Source organism: Lutimaribacter pacificus (assembly GCF_900142185.1).
In the GTDB taxonomy this organism is placed as follows: domain Bacteria; phylum Pseudomonadota; class Alphaproteobacteria; order Rhodobacterales; family Rhodobacteraceae; genus Lutimaribacter; species Lutimaribacter pacificus.
Map to the genome: position 1 here is coordinate 203,749 of NZ_FQZZ01000002.1, position 19,225 is coordinate 222,973.

Below are 19,225 nucleotides of genomic sequence, written 5' to 3' on the forward strand. Positions count from 1 at the left end.
TGCCCCCAGACCCCCGGAGTATTTGCCGGAACGATGAAGATCAGCGGCCGTATCGCGCGGCGTGCTGCCCGGCCCACAGGCCGGTGGCCAGGCAGGCCGTCAGCAGATAGCCGCCGGTCGGGGCCTCCCAGTCGAGCATTTCACCGGCGGCGAAACTGCCGGGGCGGTCGCGCAGCATGAGCTGGTCGTCCAGCGCGTCGAAACGCAGGCCACCGGCGGTCGAGATCGCCTCGTCCATCGGGCGGAGGGTGGCGTTGCGGATGGGCAGGGATTTGAGGCTGCGCACCCAGTCGGATTGCGGCAGCGGTGCAGGCCCTTTCGTCATTTCAAAAAACAGCGCGACCTTGGCGGGGGGCAGGCGCAGCGTGGTCTTCAGCCAATGGGACAGGCCCTTTTTCCGCGATGCAGGCAAGCGCGCGATCAGGTTTTCGGGGCTGAGATCGGGAACCAGATCGACATGCAGGCCCGCGCCGTCGCGTAGGGCCGGGGTGAGGGTGTAAAGCCCGCCGCCTTCCAGCCCCCGGGCGCTGATCACGGCCTCGCCGCGCGAGGACAGGTTGCCCGCGCGCCATTCCACGGATTTCAGCGGGCTGCCGAAATGCGCGGTCATGTGATCCGTCCAGGGCACGGCAATTGCCGCGTTCGAGGGTTGGAAGGGCGCGGTGCCCGGTGTCCATCCGGCCCATGCGCCATCCGAGCCCAGCCGCGCCCAGCTGGCGCCGCCGCAGGCCAGAACGGTCACGACAGGGCGCAGGGTTTGCGGGCCCTCGGGCGTGTCGAAGGTGACGGCCTCGCCCTTCCATCCCGTCCAGCGCCAGCGGCGGTTGAGCGTGACGCCCATCGCGTCGAGCCGGGCCAGCCAGGCACGCAACAGCGGCGAGGCTTTCATCGCGGTGGGAAAGACCCGGCCGGTCGAGCCGGTGAACAGATCCTGCCCCAGCTCGCGCGCCCAATCCTGCACCCCGACCGGGCCGAAGGAGGTAAGCATCGGGCGCAGATGCGGGGCGGCATTGCCATAGGCGGCAAGGAAGGTTTCGAACGGTTCGCTTTTGGTCAGGTTCAGTCCCGATTTGCCCGCCATTAGCAGCTTGCGGGCGGGCGACGGCATCGCCTCGGCCACCGTCACCTGCCGGCCCGCGCGCGCCAGCGCCTCGGCCGCCATCAGCCCGGCGGGGCCTGCACCTATGACCAGCGCATCGGTCATGCCGTTCCGGTCGGTGCGGCGCCCCTGATTTCGACCACGCGGTGCGGATACGGGATTTCGATCCCGTTGTCCCTGAGCGCGTTCCAGATCGCGAACAGCACCTGGCTGGTATACTTGTTGCGCCCGTCGTCGATGCCGTTGACCCAGAATTCGCAACAGAAATCCACGCCCGAGTCGCCGAATCCGCGCAGTTCGCAATCGGGGCCTTCGGGGTCTTGCAGCACGAAGGGCAGGGCCGACACCGCCTGTTCGATGATGCCGGGCACGGTGTTGATGTCGGTATCGTAGGACACGCTGAACGGCGCCTCGTAACGGTTGGCGCTGCCGGCGTCGGAATAGTTCACCACGCGGGTGACGATGAAATCCTCGTTCGGCACCACGATCCAGCGGCCATCGAAGGTTTCCAGGATCGCGGCGCGGGCGGTCATCCTGACGATGGTGCCGGCCTCGCCTCCGTCAAGCTCGACGTAATCGCCCACGGTGGCCTGCCCTTCGAGCAGCAGGATCACGCCCGAAATGAAGTTCGACGCGATCTTTTGCAGGCCGAAGCCGAGGCCGACGCCGATCGCCCCGCCCAGCACCGCCAGCGAGGTGAGCGAGACGCCCATGATGTTCATCAGGATCAGGAAGGCGGCGCCGAAGATCGCGATCTCGGCCGCCTTTTCGGCCAGCTGCCGGGTGGCTGGGCGCATCTCCTGCTGTTTCTTGATGAATTCGCCGGTCTGGTCGTTCGACCAGCGCCCCAGCCAGAAGATCACGCCGCCCGCCACGACGAACTGGATCAGCCACAGCAGATCGAAGGACAGGTCGCCCAGCGGGACCACGGTGCCGCGCAGCCAGGCGGTGACCTCGTCCAGCAGGCCAAGCGCGTAGATCGCGCCGACCGGGATCAGCACGAACTTGCCCAGAAGCCGCAGCATCGGGTCGGTCAGCACATCGCGGGCAAAGGCGCGGATCGCAAGGAACAGGAACACCCGCTTGCCAAAGGCGATGACCGCGCCCGAGCCGAATACCGATGTGATCACGCCTTCGCCGACGGCGGCGATGACATAGGCCAGAAGCGGCAGCAGGAGCGGCAGGACGGTCAGGATCATCCGCCGCGCACGGGCCAGCGCGGTGTTCTGGCCGGGGGCGGGCGTCAGCAGGCGGGCGATGGCCGGCCGCAGCCTGCGCGTCAGGAAAGCCGCCGCCAGCCAGGCCAGGACGATCAGGGCGAATTGTGACCAGGCGGCCGGGCTGACCAGCCAGTCGCGGGCCAGTTCCAGCCCTTGCTGTGCATAGCCGACTGTCTGCTGCACGATTGGCGGCTGCGTCTGCAACCAGTCCTGATCCAGCCAGTTCATTACCCGATACCCCTTGCCAAGCGCGCTGTTGCGGCCATTCTCTTGCCCCGATGGGACGTTCGACACAAGAGGCAGAGGAAACCGCGCCGCCGATTTGCGCCCTGTGCGGGCGTGACATCCCGCCCGGGGTGCCGCAGTCGCTGCATCACCTGATCCCGAGGCTGAAGGGCGGCAAGGGCGGGCCGGTGGTTCTGTTGCATCACATCTGCCACAAGGAAATCCACGCCACCCTGACCGAGGCCGAGCTGGCGCGCGACTACAACACGCCCGAGGCGCTGCGTGCCCATCCGCACTTGTCCCGGTTCATTGCCTGGGTCGTCAGGCGCCCGCCCGGTTTCCTGTCGAAAACCACGGGCGGCCGGCGCAAACGGTAAGATCAGACCGCCCGGCACATGTCCTTGATGCCCCGCGCGATTTCGGGCTTTGCCGCCAGCGTGTCGGCGGCCAGTGCGCGCGCGGTCGGCAGCAGGTCGTCAGGTGCGACGATCCGGTCGATCAGGCCGAAGGCATAGGCCTCGTCGGTGGTGATCTTTTGGCCGCCCATCAGGATCAGTTTCGCCCGCGCGGGCCCCACCAGCGCCGCCAGCCGGCCGGGATCGGAGGGTTGCGGCAGGTAGCCCAGCTTCATCACCGGGTAAAAGACCTTGGCCCCCGGCACCGCGATGCGCAGGTCGCAGGCCAGCGCCATGCCGTTCGACCCGCCCGCCAGCGTGCCGTTGAGCGCGGCGATGGTCAGGCCGGGCAGCGCCGCGATGGCGGTGGACAGTCGTTCCCACAGCGGCGAGGTCGCCAGCCCGGCCCTGGCGGCATCGAGATCCGCACCGGCGCTGAACACCTTGCCCGCGCCGGTCAGGATCAGCGCACGCGCCTCGCCCGCGCTTTCGGCGATGTCGCACAGGTGCTCCAGCATGTCGGGGGTCAGCGAATTGGCCTTGTCGGGCCGGTTCAGCGTAACGATCCACAGATCGCCGTCTTTTTCCAGCCCGATCATTGGCCCAGCCCCAGCCTTGCGCGGATCGTGTCGTCGCGCAGCGAGATTTCCTGCCCCAGCCAGTCATCGGCATCCGGTGTGCACATCCACAGCAGGCATTGCGCGGGCCATTCCGGCGGGATGTGATCGGACCAGTCGAGCTGGCTGACGGGGTTGATGCCGGTCGCCTTGATCTCGCGCTGCATCTGCGTGGCCACGGTGCCCGGCGACAGGCCCATGATGCGCAGCCCCTTGTCGCGGCCTTCCATGTCGGCGCAGCGGGTCAGCATGGCGGCGCCCGCCTTGGAGCTGCAATAGTGGCTCCATCCCTCCAGCGGGTTGTGGGCGGCGCCGGAACTGATGGTGAGGATCGTGCCCCCGCCCGCGGCCTGCATCACCGGCATTGCCGCGCGCATCCCGTGAAAGACGCCTTTCAGGTTGATGTCGATGGCGCGGGACCAGCCATCGGGATCGGCATCGGCCAGATGCGACACCGGTTCGATCACGCCGGCATTGCCGATCAGGATGTCCAGCCCGCCAAAGGTGGACAGCGCGGCCTGCACGGCGGTGTCCACCTGCGCGAAATCCGCCACGTCGCAGGGCACGGCCAGCGCCTGTGGGCCGATCTCGGCGGCGATGCGGCGAATGTCGTCGATGCCGCGTGCGCACAGCACGACATTGGCGCCCTCGGCGGCGAACAGGCGGGCGGTTGCGTCGCCGATGCCGCGGCTGGCGCCGGTGATAAGCGCGGTCTTGCCGGTCAGTATGGCCATGGCGCAGTCTCCTTTTTCGGTTCGTGACCGTGGTAAACCGCGCTTGACCCGTGGTCCAGCCCGCAGGCCCTTGACCGCGCAGGACCGAACGTCGAAGCTGTCGGCGGATTTTCGAAAGGGACCGCAATGACATTTGCAAGAGTTTTGGGTGGCGCGACGATGGCGGCGGGCATGTTGATGGGCACGACGGCCCTGGCCGATGTGACCTCGTCGCAGGTCTGGGGAGATCTGAAAAGCTACCTGGAAGGTTTCGGCTATGTCATCACCGCCGACGAGGCGCAGGGCGCGGACGGGCTGACCGTCTCGAACGCGGTCATGGTCATGGAAATGCCCGAGAACGGGGGCACCGCCCGTGTCACCCTGCCGGATTTCAGTTTTTCCGATGCCGGCGACGGCACGGTCGCGGTGACGATGCCCGATGCCGCGACGACCACCTACGATCTGGATATCGAGGGCGAAGGCGACGCAAGCGGAGAGATCGAGTATACCCACAGCGGATTTGTCATGACCGTGTCGGGATCGCCCGGCGACATGGTCTATGACTATCGCGCCGCGGACATGCAGATGGTGTTCAGGAACCTTGTCGTCGACGGCAAGCCGGTGGATATCGCCGCCGCCCGTGTCGGGATGAGCGACCTCGAGGGGCAAAGCACCTCGCGGATGGCGGACGATCTGCGCACTATCGCCCAGTCGATGCGCGCCGGTTCCATGTCCTATGACCTGGACATGGCCGACCCCGAGAACGGCACCGGCCGGATGGTGGTCAACGGCGCGGTGACGGCGCTGGATTTCACCGGAACGACGACGATCCCTGCCTCGGCGACCCCTACCAACGACATGGGCGCCATGCTGGAGGCCGGGTTCGGGTTCGACGGCACGTTCACCCATAACGGCAGCCAGACCGAGTTCAGCTTCGAGGAAGAGGACGGTTCGGCCATGGCGGGCACCAGCAGTTCGCAATCGGGAACGCTGGGCGTGCGGATGGATGCCGGGCAACTGGGCTATGCCATCGGGGCAAGGGATGTCACGCTGAACCTGACAAGCTCGGACCTGCCCTTCCCGGTCGAGATGGCCATGGCCGAGAACACGGTGCGGTTCCAGATGCCGGTGACACCTGACGACGAACCGCAGGATTTCGCGCTGGGCATCAAGCTGGGCGATTTCGTCATGTCCGACATGATCTGGGCCATGTTCGACCCGGCCGGGCAATTGCCGCGCGATCCGGCCACCCTGGCGGTCGACCTGACGGGCACGGCCACGCTGGACACCCCGCTGATGGACCCCGAAGCGATGGAAAGCCCCGAGGCGCCGGGCGAATTGCGCACGTTGACCATCGCCGACCTTGTGCTGCGCCTGGCCGGGGCCGAACTGACCGGGATGGGCGATTTCGCCTTCGACAACAGCGACACCACCACCTTTGACGGAATCCCGCGGCCCGAGGGGGCGGTGAACCTCAGGCTTGTCGGCGGCAACAGGCTGCTCGACACGCTGATCGCCATGGGCCTTGTCCAGCAGGAGCAGGCCACGGGCGTGCGGATGATGATGGGCCTTTTTGCCGTGCCGGCCGAGGGCGAGGATACCCTGACTTCGCGGATCGAGATCAACGAACAGGGGCACGTTCTGGCGAACGGTCAGCGCCTGCGCTGATCGCCCACGCCGCATCGAAACGGGCCGCCCTGTGCCGGGGCGGCCCGTTTTTCGTTTCCCTGCAGGCTTGTGCATCCGGGCTGCGGGCTCTACCTCATAGCCAGTTCTGAAATGGGGAAATGACGGCATGTCCGACAGTTTGCGCAGCCTGTGCGATGATCTTCTGACGGCGGCGAAGCGTGCCGGGGCCGATGCGGCGGATGCGATCGCGCTGGCCGGCACCTCGGTTTCGATCGACGTGCGTGCGGGCGCGCTGGAACAGGCCGAGCGGTCCGAGGGCACCGATATCGGGTTGCGGGTCTTTGTCGGACAGCGGCAGGCCAATGTCTCGGCCTCGGACACGCGGGCCGAAACGCTGGCCGAAATGGCCGAGCGGGCGGTTGCGATGGCGCGCGAGGCCCCCGACGATCCCTATGCCGGGCTGGCCGACCCCGACCAACTGGCGCGCGATCCCGATATCGCTGCGCTGGAACTGATGGACCCGACGCCGGAACCCGATCCGCAGGCATTGCAACAGGACGCGCTGGCGGCCGAGGCGGCGGCGCTGGATGTGGATGGCGTGACGCAGGTGCAGGCGGCCCATGCCGGGTATGGCCGCACCGATATCTGGCTGGCCGCGACGAACGGGTTTTCCAACGGCTACACCCGCACCCAGCGCAGCCTGTCGGCGGTGGCCATCGCCGGAACCGGCACGGGGATGGAGCGCGACCATGACGGCGACAGCCGCATCTTTCAGGCCGACCTGCGCAGCGCCGGGAACATCGGGCGCGTCGCCGGGGAACGTGCGGTTGCGGCGCTGGGCGCGCGCAAGCCGCCGACCGGGCGCTATCCGGTGGTTTATGACGAACGTATCTCGTCCTCGCTGATCGGGCACCTGCTGGGGGCGGCCAATGGCGCGTCCATCGCGCGCGGTGCGTCGTGGCTGCGCGATGCGCTGGGCCAGCAGGTGCTGCCTGCGCACCTGTCGCTGATCGAAGACCCGCACCGCCCGCGCGCCACCGCCTCGCGCCCGTTCGACGCCGAGGGGCTGCCGACGCAGCGCCGCGCCGTGGTGGAAAACGGCGTGCTGACGGGCTGGACGCTGGATCTGGCGACCGGGCGCAAGCTGGGAATGCCCTCGACCGGCAACGCGGCGCGCGGCACCTCGTCGCCGCCTGGACCGAGCGCTTGGAATATCTCGCTGACGCAGGGCGACCGCACGCGCGACGACCTGCTGCGCGACATGGGCACCGGGTTGCTGATCACCTCGATGATCGGCTCGACCATCAACCCCAATACCGGCGACTATTCGCGCGGGGCCAGCGGTTTCTGGGTCGAGAACGGGCAGATCGCCTATCCGGTCAACGAGTGCACGGTCGCGGGCAACCTGCGCGACATGCTGATGTCGCTGGTGCCCGCCAATGACGCGCGGCCCTGGCTGTCGCGCGTGGTGCCGTCGCTGCTGGTCGAAGGGATGACGCTTGCCGGTGCATGACATGGAACTGCTGGTCGATGCGGCGCGCGCGGCCGGAAGGGTCGCGCGCGGTTTCGTCGGTCAGGATCTGGATGTCGAGCACAAGCCCGGCGGTCTCGGCCCCGTCACCGATGCCGACCATGCGGTGAACGCCACGTTGCATGACATACTGCGTTCCGCGCGCCCGGACTATGGCTGGCTGTCCGAGGAGAGCGAGGACACGCCCGCGCGCATGGCCCGCGACCGAACTTTCGTCATCGACCCGATCGACGGCACGCGCAGCTTTATCGACGGGTCGGGATCATGGGCGCATTCGCTGGCCGTGGTCGAGGGTGGCGAGGCGATTGCTGCCGCGATCTATCTGCCGATGAAGGACAAGCTGTATGCGGCGGCGCGGGGGCAGGGTGCGTTTCTGAACGACAGGCCGATCCACGCCTCGCGGCGGTCCGAGCTGACCGGGGCCAGCATCGTCGCGGCCAAACCCAATTACGATCCGGGCAACTGGCGCGGGCCGGTGCCGGATGTGCGGCGCACCTACCGGCCGTCGCTCGCCTATCGGCTGGCATTGGTGGCCGAGGGGCGGTTCGACGCGATGCTGACCCTGCGCCCCAGCTGGGAATGGGATATCGCCGCCGGTGCGCTGATCCTGTCCGAGGCCGGGGCCAAAGTGACCGACCGCACCGGCCACCGCCTGCGCTTCAACAATGCCCATCCGCAGGTCGACGGTGTGGTCGCGGCCGGCCCGGCCTTGCACCGCCAGTTGCGCGAAAGGCTTGCCAAATGGCCGGGCTGACAGGGCACTGCACCTCCATTGTGCCGATGGGCCCCAGCGCCTAACCTGCCCCCGATCCGGGCGAGGAGTGAGAAAGATGATCCAGAACCTGCAAATGCCGTTTCCGGGCCGGATGGCCGGCGGGGGCGGTATGTGGCCGGGTCAGGGGGGCTGACGGTGTCCCGCTCACTGGGCCTTGCGGCTTATCTGGCACTCAGCGCACGGCGCAATGCCGGACCCTACAGCCCGGCGGCTGCGCGCGGGCAGGGGCGTCTGGTCTGGGGACACGCGGCGGCGGCACCCGACGCGCGGGCGCTGGCGCGCCTGTTCGAACGGCTGCGGCAGGTACGGCCGGACCTGCAGTTCCTGATGACCCATCCGGCGGGCCTGACGCTGCCCGACGAGGTGACCGCCCGGCAGCCGGTCGAGCCGGTACCGGCCGAGACGCGCGATGCCGTTCTGGGGTTTCTCGATCACTGGTGCCCCGATATCTGCATCTGGACCCGCGGGCACCTGCGCCCTGCCCTGATCCACGAGGCCGGCAAGCGCGGCGTTGCGATGTACCTGGCCAATGCGCGCGACGATGCGCTGGAGTTTCGCAGCCTGCGCTGGCTGCCGGACCTTGTGCGCCGGTCCCTTGCGGCCTTCGATACGGTATTCGCCTGCGACGGGACGGTGCGCAGCCGGCTGATGCGCCTCGGGTTGCCACCGGACGACATCACCGTATCGGGGCCCTTGCAGGAGGGCGGCAGCGCATTGCCCTGCGACGATGCCACATGCGAGGAACTGAGCGGTGCACTTGGCGGGCGACCGGTCTGGCTGGCCGCGCGGGTGCAGCCCGACGAGTTGCCTGTCGTCACCGAGGCGCATCGTGCCGCGCTCAGCCTGGCGCATCGGCTTTTGCTGGTGATCGTGCCGGACGATGCGGAGCAGGAAACGGGTTTTGCCGCAACGCTGGACCAGGAAGGCTGGCGCGTCGCCCGCTGGGCGCGGGGCGAGTTGCCGGGCGAGACGACGCAGATCCTGCTGGCCGATAGCGGGGATGAGCTGGGTCTCTGGTATCGCATCGCGCCCGTCAGCTTTGTCGGCAGTTCCATCATCGCCGGCACCGGCGGGCGCGACCCCTATGAGCCTGCGGCCCTCGGTTCGGCCATTCTTTATGGACCCAATGTCAGCCGCTACCTGGGGGCCTATTCGCGGCTGGCCTCGGCCGGGGCGGCGCGGATGGTCAAGGATGCGGGGACGCTGGGCGCCGCCGTCACGCAACTGATCGCACCGGATCGTGCCGCGCAGATGGCCCATGCCGCGTGGGAGGTCATCTCGGACGGGGCCGAGGTGACCGACAGGCTGCTTTCGCTGATCGAGGACAGGCTGGACCTGCTGGAGGGAGGGGCCTGATGCGCGCGCCGGGTTTCTGGTTCACCCCGCCCGACCGGCCGGCATGGCGGGCAAGGCTGCTGTCGCCGCTTGGGGCGCTGTATGCACGCGCCACGGCGCGGCGGCTGGCACAGGGCGCGCGTGCGCGGATGGATGTGCCGGTGATCTGCGTGGGCAATATCAACGCGGGCGGCACCGGCAAGACGCCGACGGTGATCGCCGTGATCGGGATGCTGCGCGACCTGCACCTGGAGCCGCATGTGGTGTCGCGCGGATATGGCGGCACGCTTGAAGGCCCGGTCGAGGTCGACCCTGCACAGCATACCGCCACGCAGGTCGGCGACGAACCCCTGCTGCTGGCCGCCTTCGCCCGCGTCTGGGTGGCGCGCGACCGGGCAGCGGGGGCGCGGGCGGCGCAACAGGCAGGGGCGCAGGTGATCGTGCTGGATGATGGGTTCCAGAACCCCGCGCTGGCGCAGGATCTGAAGATCGTCGTCGTGGATGCCGCCAAGGGGTTCGGAAATGGCCGCTGCCTGCCCGCGGGGCCGCTGCGGGAACCCGTGGCAACCGGGCTTGCCCGCGCCGACCTGCTTTTGTCGATCGGCGGAGAGGCGGCGCAGGCCCAGTTCGACGACGCATGGGGTGGGGCGATTTCCGTGCCGCACCTGCGCGGCGCGCTGGAGCCCTTGCAAACGGGTATGGACTGGAGCGATACGCCGTTCCTGGCCTTCGCCGGCATCGGCCATCCCGAAAAGTTCTTTGCCACCCTGCGCGGGTTGGGCGCAAACCTTGTGCGGGCCGAGGCGCTGGAGGATCACCAGCCGCTGACCCACGCCCTGATGGCCCGGCTGGAAAACGAGGCGAAACTGCGCGGCGCGCAGCTGGTGACCACGGAAAAGGATGCCGTGCGCCTGCCGCCCGAGTTTCGCATGAAGGTGATCACCCTGCCGGTGCGCCTGCGGATCGCCGAGGACGCACCCTTGCGCGTGGCACTGGCGAAACTGGTTTAACGCGCCAGCATCCGCAACCCCTGCGTCACGTCCGAGCGCACCGCCAGCCGCAAACCGGGTTCGTCCCCGGCCTTGAGCGCCGAAAGGATCAGCCGGTGATTGTGCGGCGGTTCCTTCTGGCGCAGCCTGCCGTAAAGCGCGCGCATCGTCGGCCCAAGCTGCAGCCAGACGGTTTCCGCCATCGCCAGCATCGCCGGTGCCTGCGCGCGCAGGTACAGCGCGCGGTGGAACTCCAGATTCGTGCGGATGTATCCGACCGCATCCTGTTTCACGATCATCTCGGACACGGCGGCGTTGATCGCGGTCATCCGCTCGATCAGGGCCATATGCGCGCGCGGCAGGGCGCGGCTGGCCAGCTCCACCTCGATCAGCGACCGCAGGGCGGCCAGTTCCTCGATCCGGTCGTTGCTCAGCTCCGGGGTCGACACCCGGCCCGAGCTGGACAGCGTCAGCGCGCCCTCGGCGACCAGCCGGCGCACCGCTTCGCGCGCCGGCGTCATCGACACGCCGAACTCGGTGCCGATACCCCGCAGCGTCAGCGCCTGCCCGGGTGGGATTTCCCCATGCATGATGCGGGTCCGCAGCCCGCGATAGACACGGTCATGGGCGGCGGGCGCCGGATCTGGACGGGTGTTCATCAGCATGGTCTATCTGTGATCACAAATCCCGCGCCCGTCAATCGGTGAAGCGGTAGCGGTGCAGCCTGTGCCCGTGTTCGCGCAGCCAGCGCCGCTCGGCCCGGTGATCGCCATAAAGCCTGTCGACCACCGCCCAGAAGGCGGGCGAATGGTTCATTTCGGCCAGGTGCGCCACCTCGTGCGCGGCAACATAAGCCAGCACGTCCGGCGGCGCCATGATCAACCGCCAGGAAAACATCAGCCTGCCATCCGCCGTGCACGACCCCCAGCGCGAGCGCGTATCGCGTAGCGTCAACCGGGTATAGGGCCGGCCCAGCGATTCGGCATAACCATCCGCCGCCGTGGCTAGCCGGTCGCGCGCCTGCTGTTTCAGGAACCCCAGCGCCCGGGCGCCCATGCGCTTGGGCGGGCCCGGCACCTCAAGGGTGTCCGGCCCCAGCACCACCGCCCGGCCTGCACCCGGCGCAATGCGCCGCATCTGTCCGAGAACGGGCACTTCGGCACCTTGCGAAACAAGGGTTTGCGCACCTTGACCGGCAAGTGTCTTGCGCAGCCAGTCGCCCTTGGAGCGGGCGAAATCCAGCGCCTCGCGCTCGCTCGCGCCCTGCGGCAAGGTCAGCGTCACCCGCCCGTCGAGCCGCGACACGCGCAGCGAAATCCGCCGCGCCCGCGCGGATTTCCTGAGCGTCAGCGCAACTGGGGGGTTGCCGGGAAGGACGTGCTGTCCCATATCGCCTCCGATATCGGTTGCCGCAGGGCTGCGACATAGCCTTTGACACATCTCTGCCGTTATGGCAGGGGACGCGGATTGCCGACAAGATCAGAGTTGCAAAGAGGGATCTCAATGGCCAAGGAAGAATGGGGCGTCAAGCGCGTGTGCCCGACCACGGGAAAGCGTTTCTATGACCTGAACAAGACGCCGATCGTCAGCCCCTATACGGGTGAAGTGGTCGAGGTCGAAACCGGCAAGCGCAGCATGATCGCCGCGGATGCCGAGGATTCGCAGACCAAGAAGATGAAAGAGGCCGAGGCGTCGTCGGACGACGATCTGCTGGACGATGATGATGTCGACGTGGAACTGGATGACGATATCCTTGACGACGACGATGACGACAATGTCTCGCTCGACGATCTGACCGACGTGGCCGCCGAGGATGGCGACGACAGTTGATGGTGCGCGGGCGGAATTTTCCGCTTGATCCCGCCCGCACCTTTGCCTAGATAGCGGCGAACAGGCCGGACGGCCTGCCCGGATGGGGCCTTAGCTCAGTTGGGAGAGCGCTTGCATGGCATGCAAGAGGTCAGGGGTTCGACTCCCCTAGGCTCCACCAATTCGCATTTGAAAAGCACCAGATAGTTCTGCCTTTTTCGTCAGAAGCATTGCCTCTGACCGCGCAGCATACCCCGAAGCGGCCGTTCGCTGCGACTGGCGCGGGCGTCGGCAGTGCGGGACAAAGTTAGCTTTCGCTGCGTTCAAACCAATGGCAGCTTTTTGGGGATTGAAGCCCGATTTGGTCATGGCTAGGGTTTTGTTTGGGTTTCAAAAGTATCCAGATGCAAAGCGAAGAATTCCAAAATCTATTCGCGACCGAGTTTGTCGAACCTCTTATTGAACAAGGCTTTCGAAAGATTGGGCGCGGCAGCTCTATTCATCACGTCGATGGTACTCGTGAACTCCTGATATTAAGGCAAGGAGGGCGGCTTGCCCGACCTGGGTTTGCGCGTTCAGTGATTTGCTTCCGTCACACTTTCTTGCGACCAATCAACAGTGAAGATCCTCAAAAGACACCAATCTATGTCGAGGATTGTCCCAGAAAGTTGATCTTCGATGATTTCGGCGGCTGGTTTAGTCCTAAGCTCATCTACCGGCCTGAGAACTCGGGAAGTTGGCGAATTCACGACACCAAGTATTCGAATGTCGATGCGCGGATAGTCAGTGGGCGTCTTAGGAAATTGCGTGCACAGGTGATAAAACGCATTCTGCCATGGGTGCGGTCACTAACGGAGGCGGGCGAGCTTTCGCAAATTAAGAGATTTGGCGAAAACGCCTGGTGTGAGCAACGGTGGATTGAGGACTATGAGGCTTTCCTATCAACGCAAACTTGAAAGCTGCCGTTGATATGCGCGGCAGCGTCGGTCAATCTGGGCTCGTTCCTGCCCTTCGCCACGATTTGCCTGAACGGCAGCTTCGAGTGCAGGCGGCCGCGATGTGACACATGAGAGGCAAGCCTTTCTGACGAAAGAGGCAAACTCGACTCCGCGCCGAGATTTTGCCGCTCTGTTTTCAAACGAGATTTTTGCGCCCCGGAGGCAGAACTATGTGACCCCCGCCATCTGCTGAAAAGCACCGGATAGGTATGCCTTGCTCGTCAGAGGATTTGTCTCTGTCGCGCAGACCGGTGCTGTTTTCCCTTCCAAGATTCACTCTGCTTCGATCTGCGCCCTTGGCCCACCCTCTGAGTGAGGATGAGGCGAAAAAGGATAATGAAGACGAGAGCGCAAGGCAGCCAGGCCAATACGACACCGGAGAGGTAGTGGCCTCCGAAGGCGATGCGATTGATTGAGACAGCGAAGGCATAGAAAGCCGACAGTGCAGTGACGGCCGTCCAGATGCGGCGGGGCGCCATCAGTGCCGCTGCCACCAACCAAGCAGCGAAAGACGCCTCGCCATTGACGAAGGAGCAGTTACTATCGCACCAGTCGCTGATGCCCCAGACTTTCTGGAGCGGAGCCTCGCCGCCAAACAGGTCCGTCGCTATCGGTTGCGGCCGGCGCCAAATCCACATTGACAGACCAGTGCGCGCGCGGGAAGAACGTGCTATGCGCATTCTCCTGGCGGAAGACGATCACCCACTTGCCGACGTCCTCGCTCGCCGCCTCGCGGAGGCGGGGCATGCCGTGGATGTCTTTCCCTCGGTTGCCGACGCCGAGGCGGCCTGGAGCGTGGCGGTCTATGACTTGGCCATTATCGACGTGATGCTGGAGGACGGCGACGGTCGCACATTGATCAAGACAATCCGAGCCGCAGGGTTGACGACGCCGACGCTCATATTGTCTGCGCGTGACGAGATCGGAGATCGCGTGACCGGCCTGGATGCGGGGGCCGACGACTACCTGGTCAAGCCCTTCGCGACAGACGAACTCCTGGCGCGGTTACGGGCGCTGGGCCGGCGCACCGGTGAACCGGCCGCCCCCGAGTTCCAGATCGGCAACTTGGTCTACACGCCCCAAACCGCCACCCTCATCGTTGCAGATCGGCCTGTGCAACTGACAGCTCGTGAGCACGCCGCCCTGGATCGGCTGCTGCGCGCCGGGGGCCGGATAACGCCGAAGCGCCGAATGGGCGAGTACCTCTACGCCTTCCATCACGACTGGTCGGACAACGCGGTGGAGGCGGTGATCCATCGACTGCGCAAGAAGCTCTCCGGCGCGGGCGCGACCGTCGAATTGAAGGCGCTGCGCGGCCTCGGCTACGTGCTGATTGAGGCCCCGGAATGAGCCGGCCATATCGCCTCGACGTCAGGCTTGCGGTTATCGTCACGGCGATGTCGGCCTTGACCTTGTTCACGGCTGGGACTGTCCTGACGCTGGAGTTCACGCGCGAACAGTTCGCAATCGAGGAGCGCGGGTTGTCCTCGCAGGTCGAGGAGTGGGTGGCCCTGGTCCGACGAGAGGCCGATGGCTCCGTCGCCTTTGAGCGACCTGATGAGACGACGCAAAATCTGGACCCGCCCTATACCGGTCTCCTGTCGGGTGCGCGGCCCATCTATGGATACGCGGTCGTCGATGCGGGCGGACGCGTTCTTGATAGCTCGACGGCCAAGGCCCCGGCCGGTGGGCCCGGCCCCATAACATCGACGCCCGTATTGTCGAGTGGACCAGCGTTGGACGGTTCCGGTCCACTGCTCATCGGCGAGCTCTACGCCCCGGAGGCCGGCGTCTGGCTGCGGGTGGCGCGCGCGCGGTCGGACGTGGACGCCTTGGCCAACACCTTCTTCGCGCAGCTCCTGAAAGAGATGGGCTGGGCCGCCTTGCTGCTGTTGATTGTGACGATCATTACGGCCGTGGCGATCGTGCGCGTCAGCCTCCGCGGCCTGCTACGGGTGGCCGCTCAAGCGGAACGAATCACGTTTGATAACCTCCACCAGGAGCGCCTCGACGGCGAGGCGGCGCCGGCGGAGGTCCAGCCTTTCATCGCGGCCGTCAACAAGGCACTCGACAGCATCCAGGCGGGGGGCAGCGCCCAACGCGATTTTTCCATCCATGCCGCCCATGAGTTGCGAACACCTTTGGCGGATCTCCGTCTGCGACTGGAGGGGCTGCCCTCAGGTGAGGATCGGACAGCGGCAATACGCGACGCCGATGCGATGGCGCGCCTGTTCGAGCAGCTTTTGCATATTGCCCGTCTCGATGGTGGCGTCGCATTGCACCTTAAGCCACTCGACCTGTCCAAGGTCGTCGCGAAGGTACTGCACGAGGTCGTGCCGCGTCTCGTGTCGGGAGGCTGGCCGGTCGAGGCGGACGGTCTGGACAGGCCCGTCCGCGTCATCGGCGATCCGACCTTGATCGCGCTCGTCATGCGCAACCTGCTTGAGAACGTCCGCAAACACACCCCGACCGGAACGCAGGTGATGGTCCAGGTCAGCGATGACGGTGTCGTCTCCTTTCAGGACACGGGCCACGGACCGCCTCCCCGCTTCCCCGAACGCGACTTTGCCCGATTCGCGCGTGGCTCGGACGACGCAAGAGCCGGCAGCGGTCTTGGCCTGGCGATCTGCGAGACAGCGATGCGTCGCATGGGTGGGACCTTCCGACTGGACCGTTCCCGAGACGGTTGTCAGTTCGTGATGACCTTCCAGAAGGCACCAGCCGATCGAAACGCCTCCTAAAAGCGGCTCATCAGGTCCTATCAGAACGGGTTCTGTGCCAGTCTCCGAGCTGCCCGGTTGCTTATCATTGCTGCCGGCGCCTTCGCGCCACAGCGAATGGCGGTTCCCCTCGCCTCAGATATTGAGGTTATGGATACCTTCTGTCGCAGGTTTTTCGGGAAGAACGGGGTGTGGCGGCGTAATTTTCTGGCTATCCACGATGTTGCAAGAAAAATAACTTTCAAAATCTATAATAACGTATATTATAAGGCCATGGATGACATCGACCTTAAAATAATCGGCCTTCTGGCCCTGGATGCGAAAAGATCGCTGGCCGATATAGGTGGCAGCGTCGGGCTGTCCCCGTCCAGCGTGAATGAACGTATCCGGCGCCTGACGGCCTCGGGTGCCATCCGGCAGTTCACGGTGGATCTCGATCCGGCGGCCATGGGGGTGCAGACGCTGGTGTTCGTCTGGATCGCCCTGCGCGAGGACGCGGATGAAGCCGCTTTTCGGGACTACGCCGCACGCCATCCGCTGATTCTTGAATGCCACCATGTCACCGGGGCCTGGGCCTATCTGGTGAAACTTCGCGTGGGCGCACCGCCCGAGATCGAGGGGTTTCTGGCCGAGTTGAAGGCGCATCGGTATCTCGGGCGCAGCGAAACCGTCATTGCCCTGTCCTCGCCCGTGCCGGGACCGTTCGTCCCCAAGGAGAGCTGACGATGGAGCCTGTGCTTTTCCTGAAGTCCGTTCTTCTCGGGCTGGCCATTGCCGCGCCGCTTGGGCCGATCGGGGCGCTGTGCATCAACCGGACGCTGGAGCGGGGTTTCGTCGCCGGGGCCGCGGGCGGTCTGGGGACGGCGCTGGCCGATGGTGTCTATGCGACGCTGGCCGCTATGGGGTTCGCGGCGTTCTCGGGCGTGCTGGCGCAGATCGACATCCCGCTGCGGCTGGTTGGCGGGGCGTTCATGCTGTGGCTGGGCTGGAAAAGCCTGACGCCGAAACCGCCCCGCGCTGCGGCGAAGGTTTCGGCGCGCGATCTGCTGGGCACGACGGTGGCGACGTTCCTGCTGACGATCACCAATCCGATGACGATCCTGTCCTTCGCTGCCCTCTTCGCCGGGCTGGGGTTGGCCTCGGCCTCGGGGTTTGCGGGTGCCGGGCCGGTGGTGGCAGGGGTCTTTGCCGGGTCGATGCTGTGGTGGTGTATCCTCAGCGGCGGTGTCGCGCTGGTGCATCACCGCCTTCCCGACGGTTTCACGACCTGGGTATCCCGCCTGTCCGGCGCGGTGCTGATCGGCTTTGGCCTGTGGGCCGTGGCGTCGGCTTTTGCGTGATCTGGGATCGCCCGGTCACAAGGACCGTGCGGGCGTTCACAGCCGTGGTACCGACTGGATCAACCTTTGTGTATATGCGTTCTGCGGATGGTCCAGCACCGCCGTCTTTTCCCCGAATTCCACCACCTCGCCATCATATACCACCATCACGCGGTCACAGAGATAATCGACGACCGAAATGTCATGCGTGATGAAGATGATCGACACGCCGATGCGATCCCGCAGATCGAGCAACATGTTGAGGATTTGCATCTGCACCGACACATCCAGTGCCGAGACCGCCTCGTCGGCCAGCAGGAAAGCCGGCTCCATGACCAGCGCGCGGGCGATACAGATGCGCTGGCGTTGCCCGCCCGAGAACTGAAACGGATATTTCCTGGCGTCCTGCGGTGTGAGGCCGACCAGAGAGAGTGTTTCCGCAACCCGTTCTTCCCGTTCCGCGCGCGGGACATTGGCGATGGCGAGGCCCTCGGCCACCGCGTCGCCGACGCACATCCGGGGGTTCAGCGATGCGTAGGGGTCCTGGAACACCATCTGGATGCCCCTGTTCACGGCGGAAACGGTCGGTGCGCCCGGCCCGAACAGGGTTCGTGCCCCCAGGGCAAGGCTGCCTCCGTCCGCCTCCTCGAGCCCGACCAGAATGCGGGCAAGGGTGGATTTTCCGCATCCGCTTTCGCCGACGATGCCGAAAATCTCACCGGGCGTGACCTCGAAACTGACGCCTTTCAGGGCCCGTGTTTCGGATGCCGGGGAAAACAGGCCGTTTGATCGGCGAAAGGTCTTGCGGATATCCGTTGCGACGAGCGTATCGTTTGGTGTCGTACCGGTCATGTGAGGGGCCTCAGGCAGCGTATCGTCCAGTCCCCGTCCCGCTCCTCAATCGGGATGGAACCTGCGGCGCAGTCGGTACCGGCGTATTCGCAGCGGTCCTTGAAGCGGCAGCCGGGGGGCCATTCAAGCGGAGAGGGCACCGCCCCCGCAATCCCGCTGCGGCGCTCATCGCCGATCCGGCGGCGCGGCACGCAGTTCAGAAGTGCCGCGGTATAGGGATGGGCAGAGCGGCCGATGACCTTTTCTTCCGGCCCGGATTCCATAAGGACACCTCCGTAGAGCACGCCGACCGTTTCGGCATATTGATGCACAAGGGACAGATCGTGCGAGATGAACAGGACGGACAGCCGGTGCTTTTCCTTCAGCCGATAGATGATCTCCATCACCTCGCGCTGGATCGTGACGTCGAGCGCGGTTGTCGGTTCGTCGGCAATGAGCAGGGTGGGATTGTTGGCCAGCGCCATTGCGATCATCGCCCGCTGCCGCATTCCGCCCGAAAGCTCGTGAGGATAGAGCATCGCGGTTTTCGCCGGTTCGGCAAAGCGCACCTCGGACAGCAGTTCCTTGATGCGGTCGAGCCGTGCCTTTCGGCCCAGGTCGCTGTGAATTTCCAGCGTCTCCTCGATCTGTCGTCCGATGGGCATGAGCGGATCGAGCGACGTCATCGGCTCCTGAAAGATCATCGAGATGGCGCCGCCCCGCAGCTTGCGCATCTCGGCTTCGGGCAGATCGGCCAGCGGCCTGCCCTGAAAGCTCAGCTCGCCTTCGACCTCAAGCATGTGGCGGGGCAGCAGACGCATGATCGCCCGGGCGATCATCGTCTTGCCGGACCCGCTTTCGCCGACCAGAGCGAAGAATTCGCCGTGGGCGATATCAAAGGAAACGTCCGAGACGATGCGAATCCTCTTCTGGCCGTTGCGCGCAAAGATGGAAAGGTTGCGGGCGGAAAAGACCGGCTTTTCCGCTTCGGCGGGTTCGGTTCCGGGCATCGGTTCAGGG

Annotated in this window: 21 protein-coding genes and 1 tRNA gene; 13 read left to right on the forward strand and 9 right to left on the reverse strand. The window is 65.8% G+C overall.

The annotated features are described in order from the left end of the window. Positions 1-40: 40 nt before the first annotated feature. Both F3H87_RS07010 and F3H87_RS07015 read right to left on the reverse strand, forming a co-directional pair. Positions 41-1,204: a TIGR03862 family flavoprotein gene (locus tag F3H87_RS07010; RefSeq protein ID WP_149787873.1), complete on the reverse strand. Its 1,164-nt coding sequence runs from the start codon at positions 1,202-1,204 to the stop codon at positions 41-43. After that, entirely contained in the window at positions 1,201-2,547 is a 1,347-nt protein-coding gene (locus tag F3H87_RS07015; protein WP_149787874.1) for a mechanosensitive ion channel family protein, read from the reverse strand. The genes F3H87_RS07010 and F3H87_RS07015 overlap by 4 nt, the downstream gene beginning before the upstream one ends. Before the next feature lie 50 nt (positions 2,548-2,597). On the opposite strand from F3H87_RS07015, the gene F3H87_RS07020 reads away from it, so the two are divergent. Further along, on the forward strand, positions 2,598-2,921 hold the full coding sequence (locus F3H87_RS07020; protein ID WP_149787875.1) for an HNH endonuclease: 324 nt from the start codon (positions 2,598-2,600) through the stop codon (positions 2,919-2,921). A gap of 2 nt (positions 2,922-2,923) precedes the next feature. Here F3H87_RS07020 and F3H87_RS07025 read toward each other — a convergent pair whose 3' ends face one another. Together F3H87_RS07025 and F3H87_RS07030 are read right to left on the reverse strand one after the other, a co-directional pair. Further along, positions 2,924-3,538 carry an enoyl-CoA hydratase/isomerase family protein gene (locus F3H87_RS07025; RefSeq protein WP_149787876.1) on the reverse strand — a complete coding sequence of 205 codons (615 nt, stop codon included), beginning with the start codon at positions 3,536-3,538 and terminating at the stop codon, positions 2,924-2,926. Then, positions 3,535-4,290, reverse strand: a complete 756-nt coding sequence (locus tag F3H87_RS07030) for an SDR family oxidoreductase (protein ID WP_149787877.1) — start codon at positions 4,288-4,290, stop codon at positions 3,535-3,537. Before F3H87_RS07030 ends, F3H87_RS07025 begins: the two co-directional genes overlap by 4 nt. 126 nt (positions 4,291-4,416) lie before the next feature. On the opposite strand from F3H87_RS07030, the gene F3H87_RS07035 reads away from it, so the two are divergent. From F3H87_RS07035 to lpxK, 5 genes are all read left to right on the forward strand, one after another. Beyond that, on the forward strand, positions 4,417-5,937 hold the full coding sequence (locus F3H87_RS07035; protein ID WP_149787878.1) for a DUF2125 domain-containing protein: 1,521 nt from the start codon (positions 4,417-4,419) through the stop codon (positions 5,935-5,937). Between the two features lie 127 nt (positions 5,938-6,064). Further along, positions 6,065-7,411, forward strand: a complete 1,347-nt coding sequence (locus F3H87_RS07040) for a TldD/PmbA family protein (RefSeq protein WP_149787879.1) — start codon at positions 6,065-6,067, stop codon at positions 7,409-7,411. After that, entirely contained in the window at positions 7,398-8,183 is a 786-nt protein-coding gene (locus F3H87_RS07045) for an inositol monophosphatase family protein (protein WP_149787880.1), read from the forward strand. Before F3H87_RS07040 ends, F3H87_RS07045 begins: the two co-directional genes overlap by 14 nt. A gap of 156 nt (positions 8,184-8,339) precedes the next feature. After that, positions 8,340-9,560: a 3-deoxy-D-manno-octulosonic acid transferase gene (locus F3H87_RS07050; RefSeq protein WP_188129183.1), complete on the forward strand. Its 1,221-nt coding sequence runs from the start codon at positions 8,340-8,342 to the stop codon at positions 9,558-9,560. Beyond that, positions 9,560-10,549 carry a tetraacyldisaccharide 4'-kinase gene (gene lpxK, locus F3H87_RS07055; protein ID WP_188129184.1) on the forward strand — a complete coding sequence of 330 codons (990 nt, stop codon included), beginning with the start codon at positions 9,560-9,562 and terminating at the stop codon, positions 10,547-10,549. The genes F3H87_RS07050 and lpxK overlap by 1 nt, the downstream gene beginning before the upstream one ends. On the opposite strand, the gene F3H87_RS07060 is transcribed toward lpxK, so the two are convergent. Continuing rightward, positions 10,546-11,193 (reverse strand): GntR family transcriptional regulator, encoded by a 648-nt coding sequence (locus F3H87_RS07060; protein ID WP_149787882.1) that lies wholly within the window; start codon positions 11,191-11,193, stop codon positions 10,546-10,548. The two genes, lpxK and F3H87_RS07060, sit on opposite strands and share 4 nt — an antisense overlap. 31 nt (positions 11,194-11,224) lie before the next feature. Next, entirely contained in the window at positions 11,225-11,917 is a 693-nt protein-coding gene (locus F3H87_RS07065) for a M48 family metallopeptidase (protein ID WP_149787883.1), read from the reverse strand. Positions 11,918-12,031: 114 nt separating this feature from the next. Between F3H87_RS07065 and F3H87_RS07070 the strand changes: the two genes are divergently transcribed. The 3 genes from F3H87_RS07070 (at position 12,032) to F3H87_RS07080 (ending at position 13,293) form a co-directional block, all read left to right on the forward strand. Then, positions 12,032-12,358 carry a TIGR02300 family protein gene (locus tag F3H87_RS07070; RefSeq protein ID WP_149787884.1) on the forward strand — a complete coding sequence of 109 codons (327 nt, stop codon included), beginning with the start codon at positions 12,032-12,034 and terminating at the stop codon, positions 12,356-12,358. A gap of 84 nt (positions 12,359-12,442) precedes the next feature. Continuing rightward, positions 12,443-12,518, forward strand: a tRNA-Ala gene (locus tag F3H87_RS07075). Between the two features lie 223 nt (positions 12,519-12,741). Further along, the gene (locus tag F3H87_RS07080; RefSeq protein ID WP_149787885.1) at positions 12,742-13,293 is read left to right on the forward strand and encodes a hypothetical protein; all 552 of its coding nucleotides are present in this window, start codon (positions 12,742-12,744) and stop codon (positions 13,291-13,293) included. A 263-nt stretch (positions 13,294-13,556) separates the two neighbouring features. Here F3H87_RS07080 and F3H87_RS22140 read toward each other — a convergent pair whose 3' ends face one another. After that, entirely contained in the window at positions 13,557-14,015 is a 459-nt protein-coding gene (locus F3H87_RS22140; RefSeq protein WP_149787886.1) for a phosphatase PAP2 family protein, read from the reverse strand. Between F3H87_RS22140 and F3H87_RS07090 the strand changes: the two genes are divergently transcribed. The 4 genes from F3H87_RS07090 to F3H87_RS07105 all read left to right on the forward strand — a co-directional run bounded on the left by F3H87_RS07090 (position 14,008) and on the right by F3H87_RS07105 (position 17,395). Next, positions 14,008-14,685 carry a response regulator gene (locus tag F3H87_RS07090; RefSeq protein ID WP_188129186.1) on the forward strand — a complete coding sequence of 226 codons (678 nt, stop codon included), beginning with the start codon at positions 14,008-14,010 and terminating at the stop codon, positions 14,683-14,685. The genes F3H87_RS22140 and F3H87_RS07090 overlap by 8 nt on opposite strands. Next, positions 14,682-16,076: a sensor histidine kinase gene (locus F3H87_RS07095; protein ID WP_149787888.1), complete on the forward strand. Its 1,395-nt coding sequence runs from the start codon at positions 14,682-14,684 to the stop codon at positions 16,074-16,076. The genes F3H87_RS07090 and F3H87_RS07095 overlap by 4 nt, the downstream gene beginning before the upstream one ends. 252 nt (positions 16,077-16,328) lie before the next feature. Then, a complete protein-coding gene (locus F3H87_RS07100) occupies positions 16,329-16,778 on the forward strand; it encodes an Lrp/AsnC family transcriptional regulator (protein ID WP_149787889.1) in 450 nt (149 codons plus the stop codon). A 2-nt stretch (positions 16,779-16,780) separates the two neighbouring features. Further along, complete coding sequence (locus F3H87_RS07105) at positions 16,781-17,395, forward strand: LysE family translocator (RefSeq protein ID WP_149787890.1); 615 nt, start codon at positions 16,781-16,783, stop codon at positions 17,393-17,395. A gap of 36 nt (positions 17,396-17,431) precedes the next feature. On the opposite strand, the gene F3H87_RS07110 is transcribed toward F3H87_RS07105, so the two are convergent. After that, positions 17,432-18,226: an ATP-binding cassette domain-containing protein gene (locus F3H87_RS07110; protein ID WP_149787891.1), complete on the reverse strand. Its 795-nt coding sequence runs from the start codon at positions 18,224-18,226 to the stop codon at positions 17,432-17,434. Continuing rightward, positions 18,223-19,215, reverse strand: coding sequence for an ABC transporter ATP-binding protein (locus tag F3H87_RS07115; protein ID WP_188129187.1), 993 nt, complete (start codon positions 19,213-19,215; stop codon positions 18,223-18,225). The genes F3H87_RS07110 and F3H87_RS07115 overlap by 4 nt, the downstream gene beginning before the upstream one ends. Positions 19,216-19,225 lie beyond the last annotated feature (10 nt).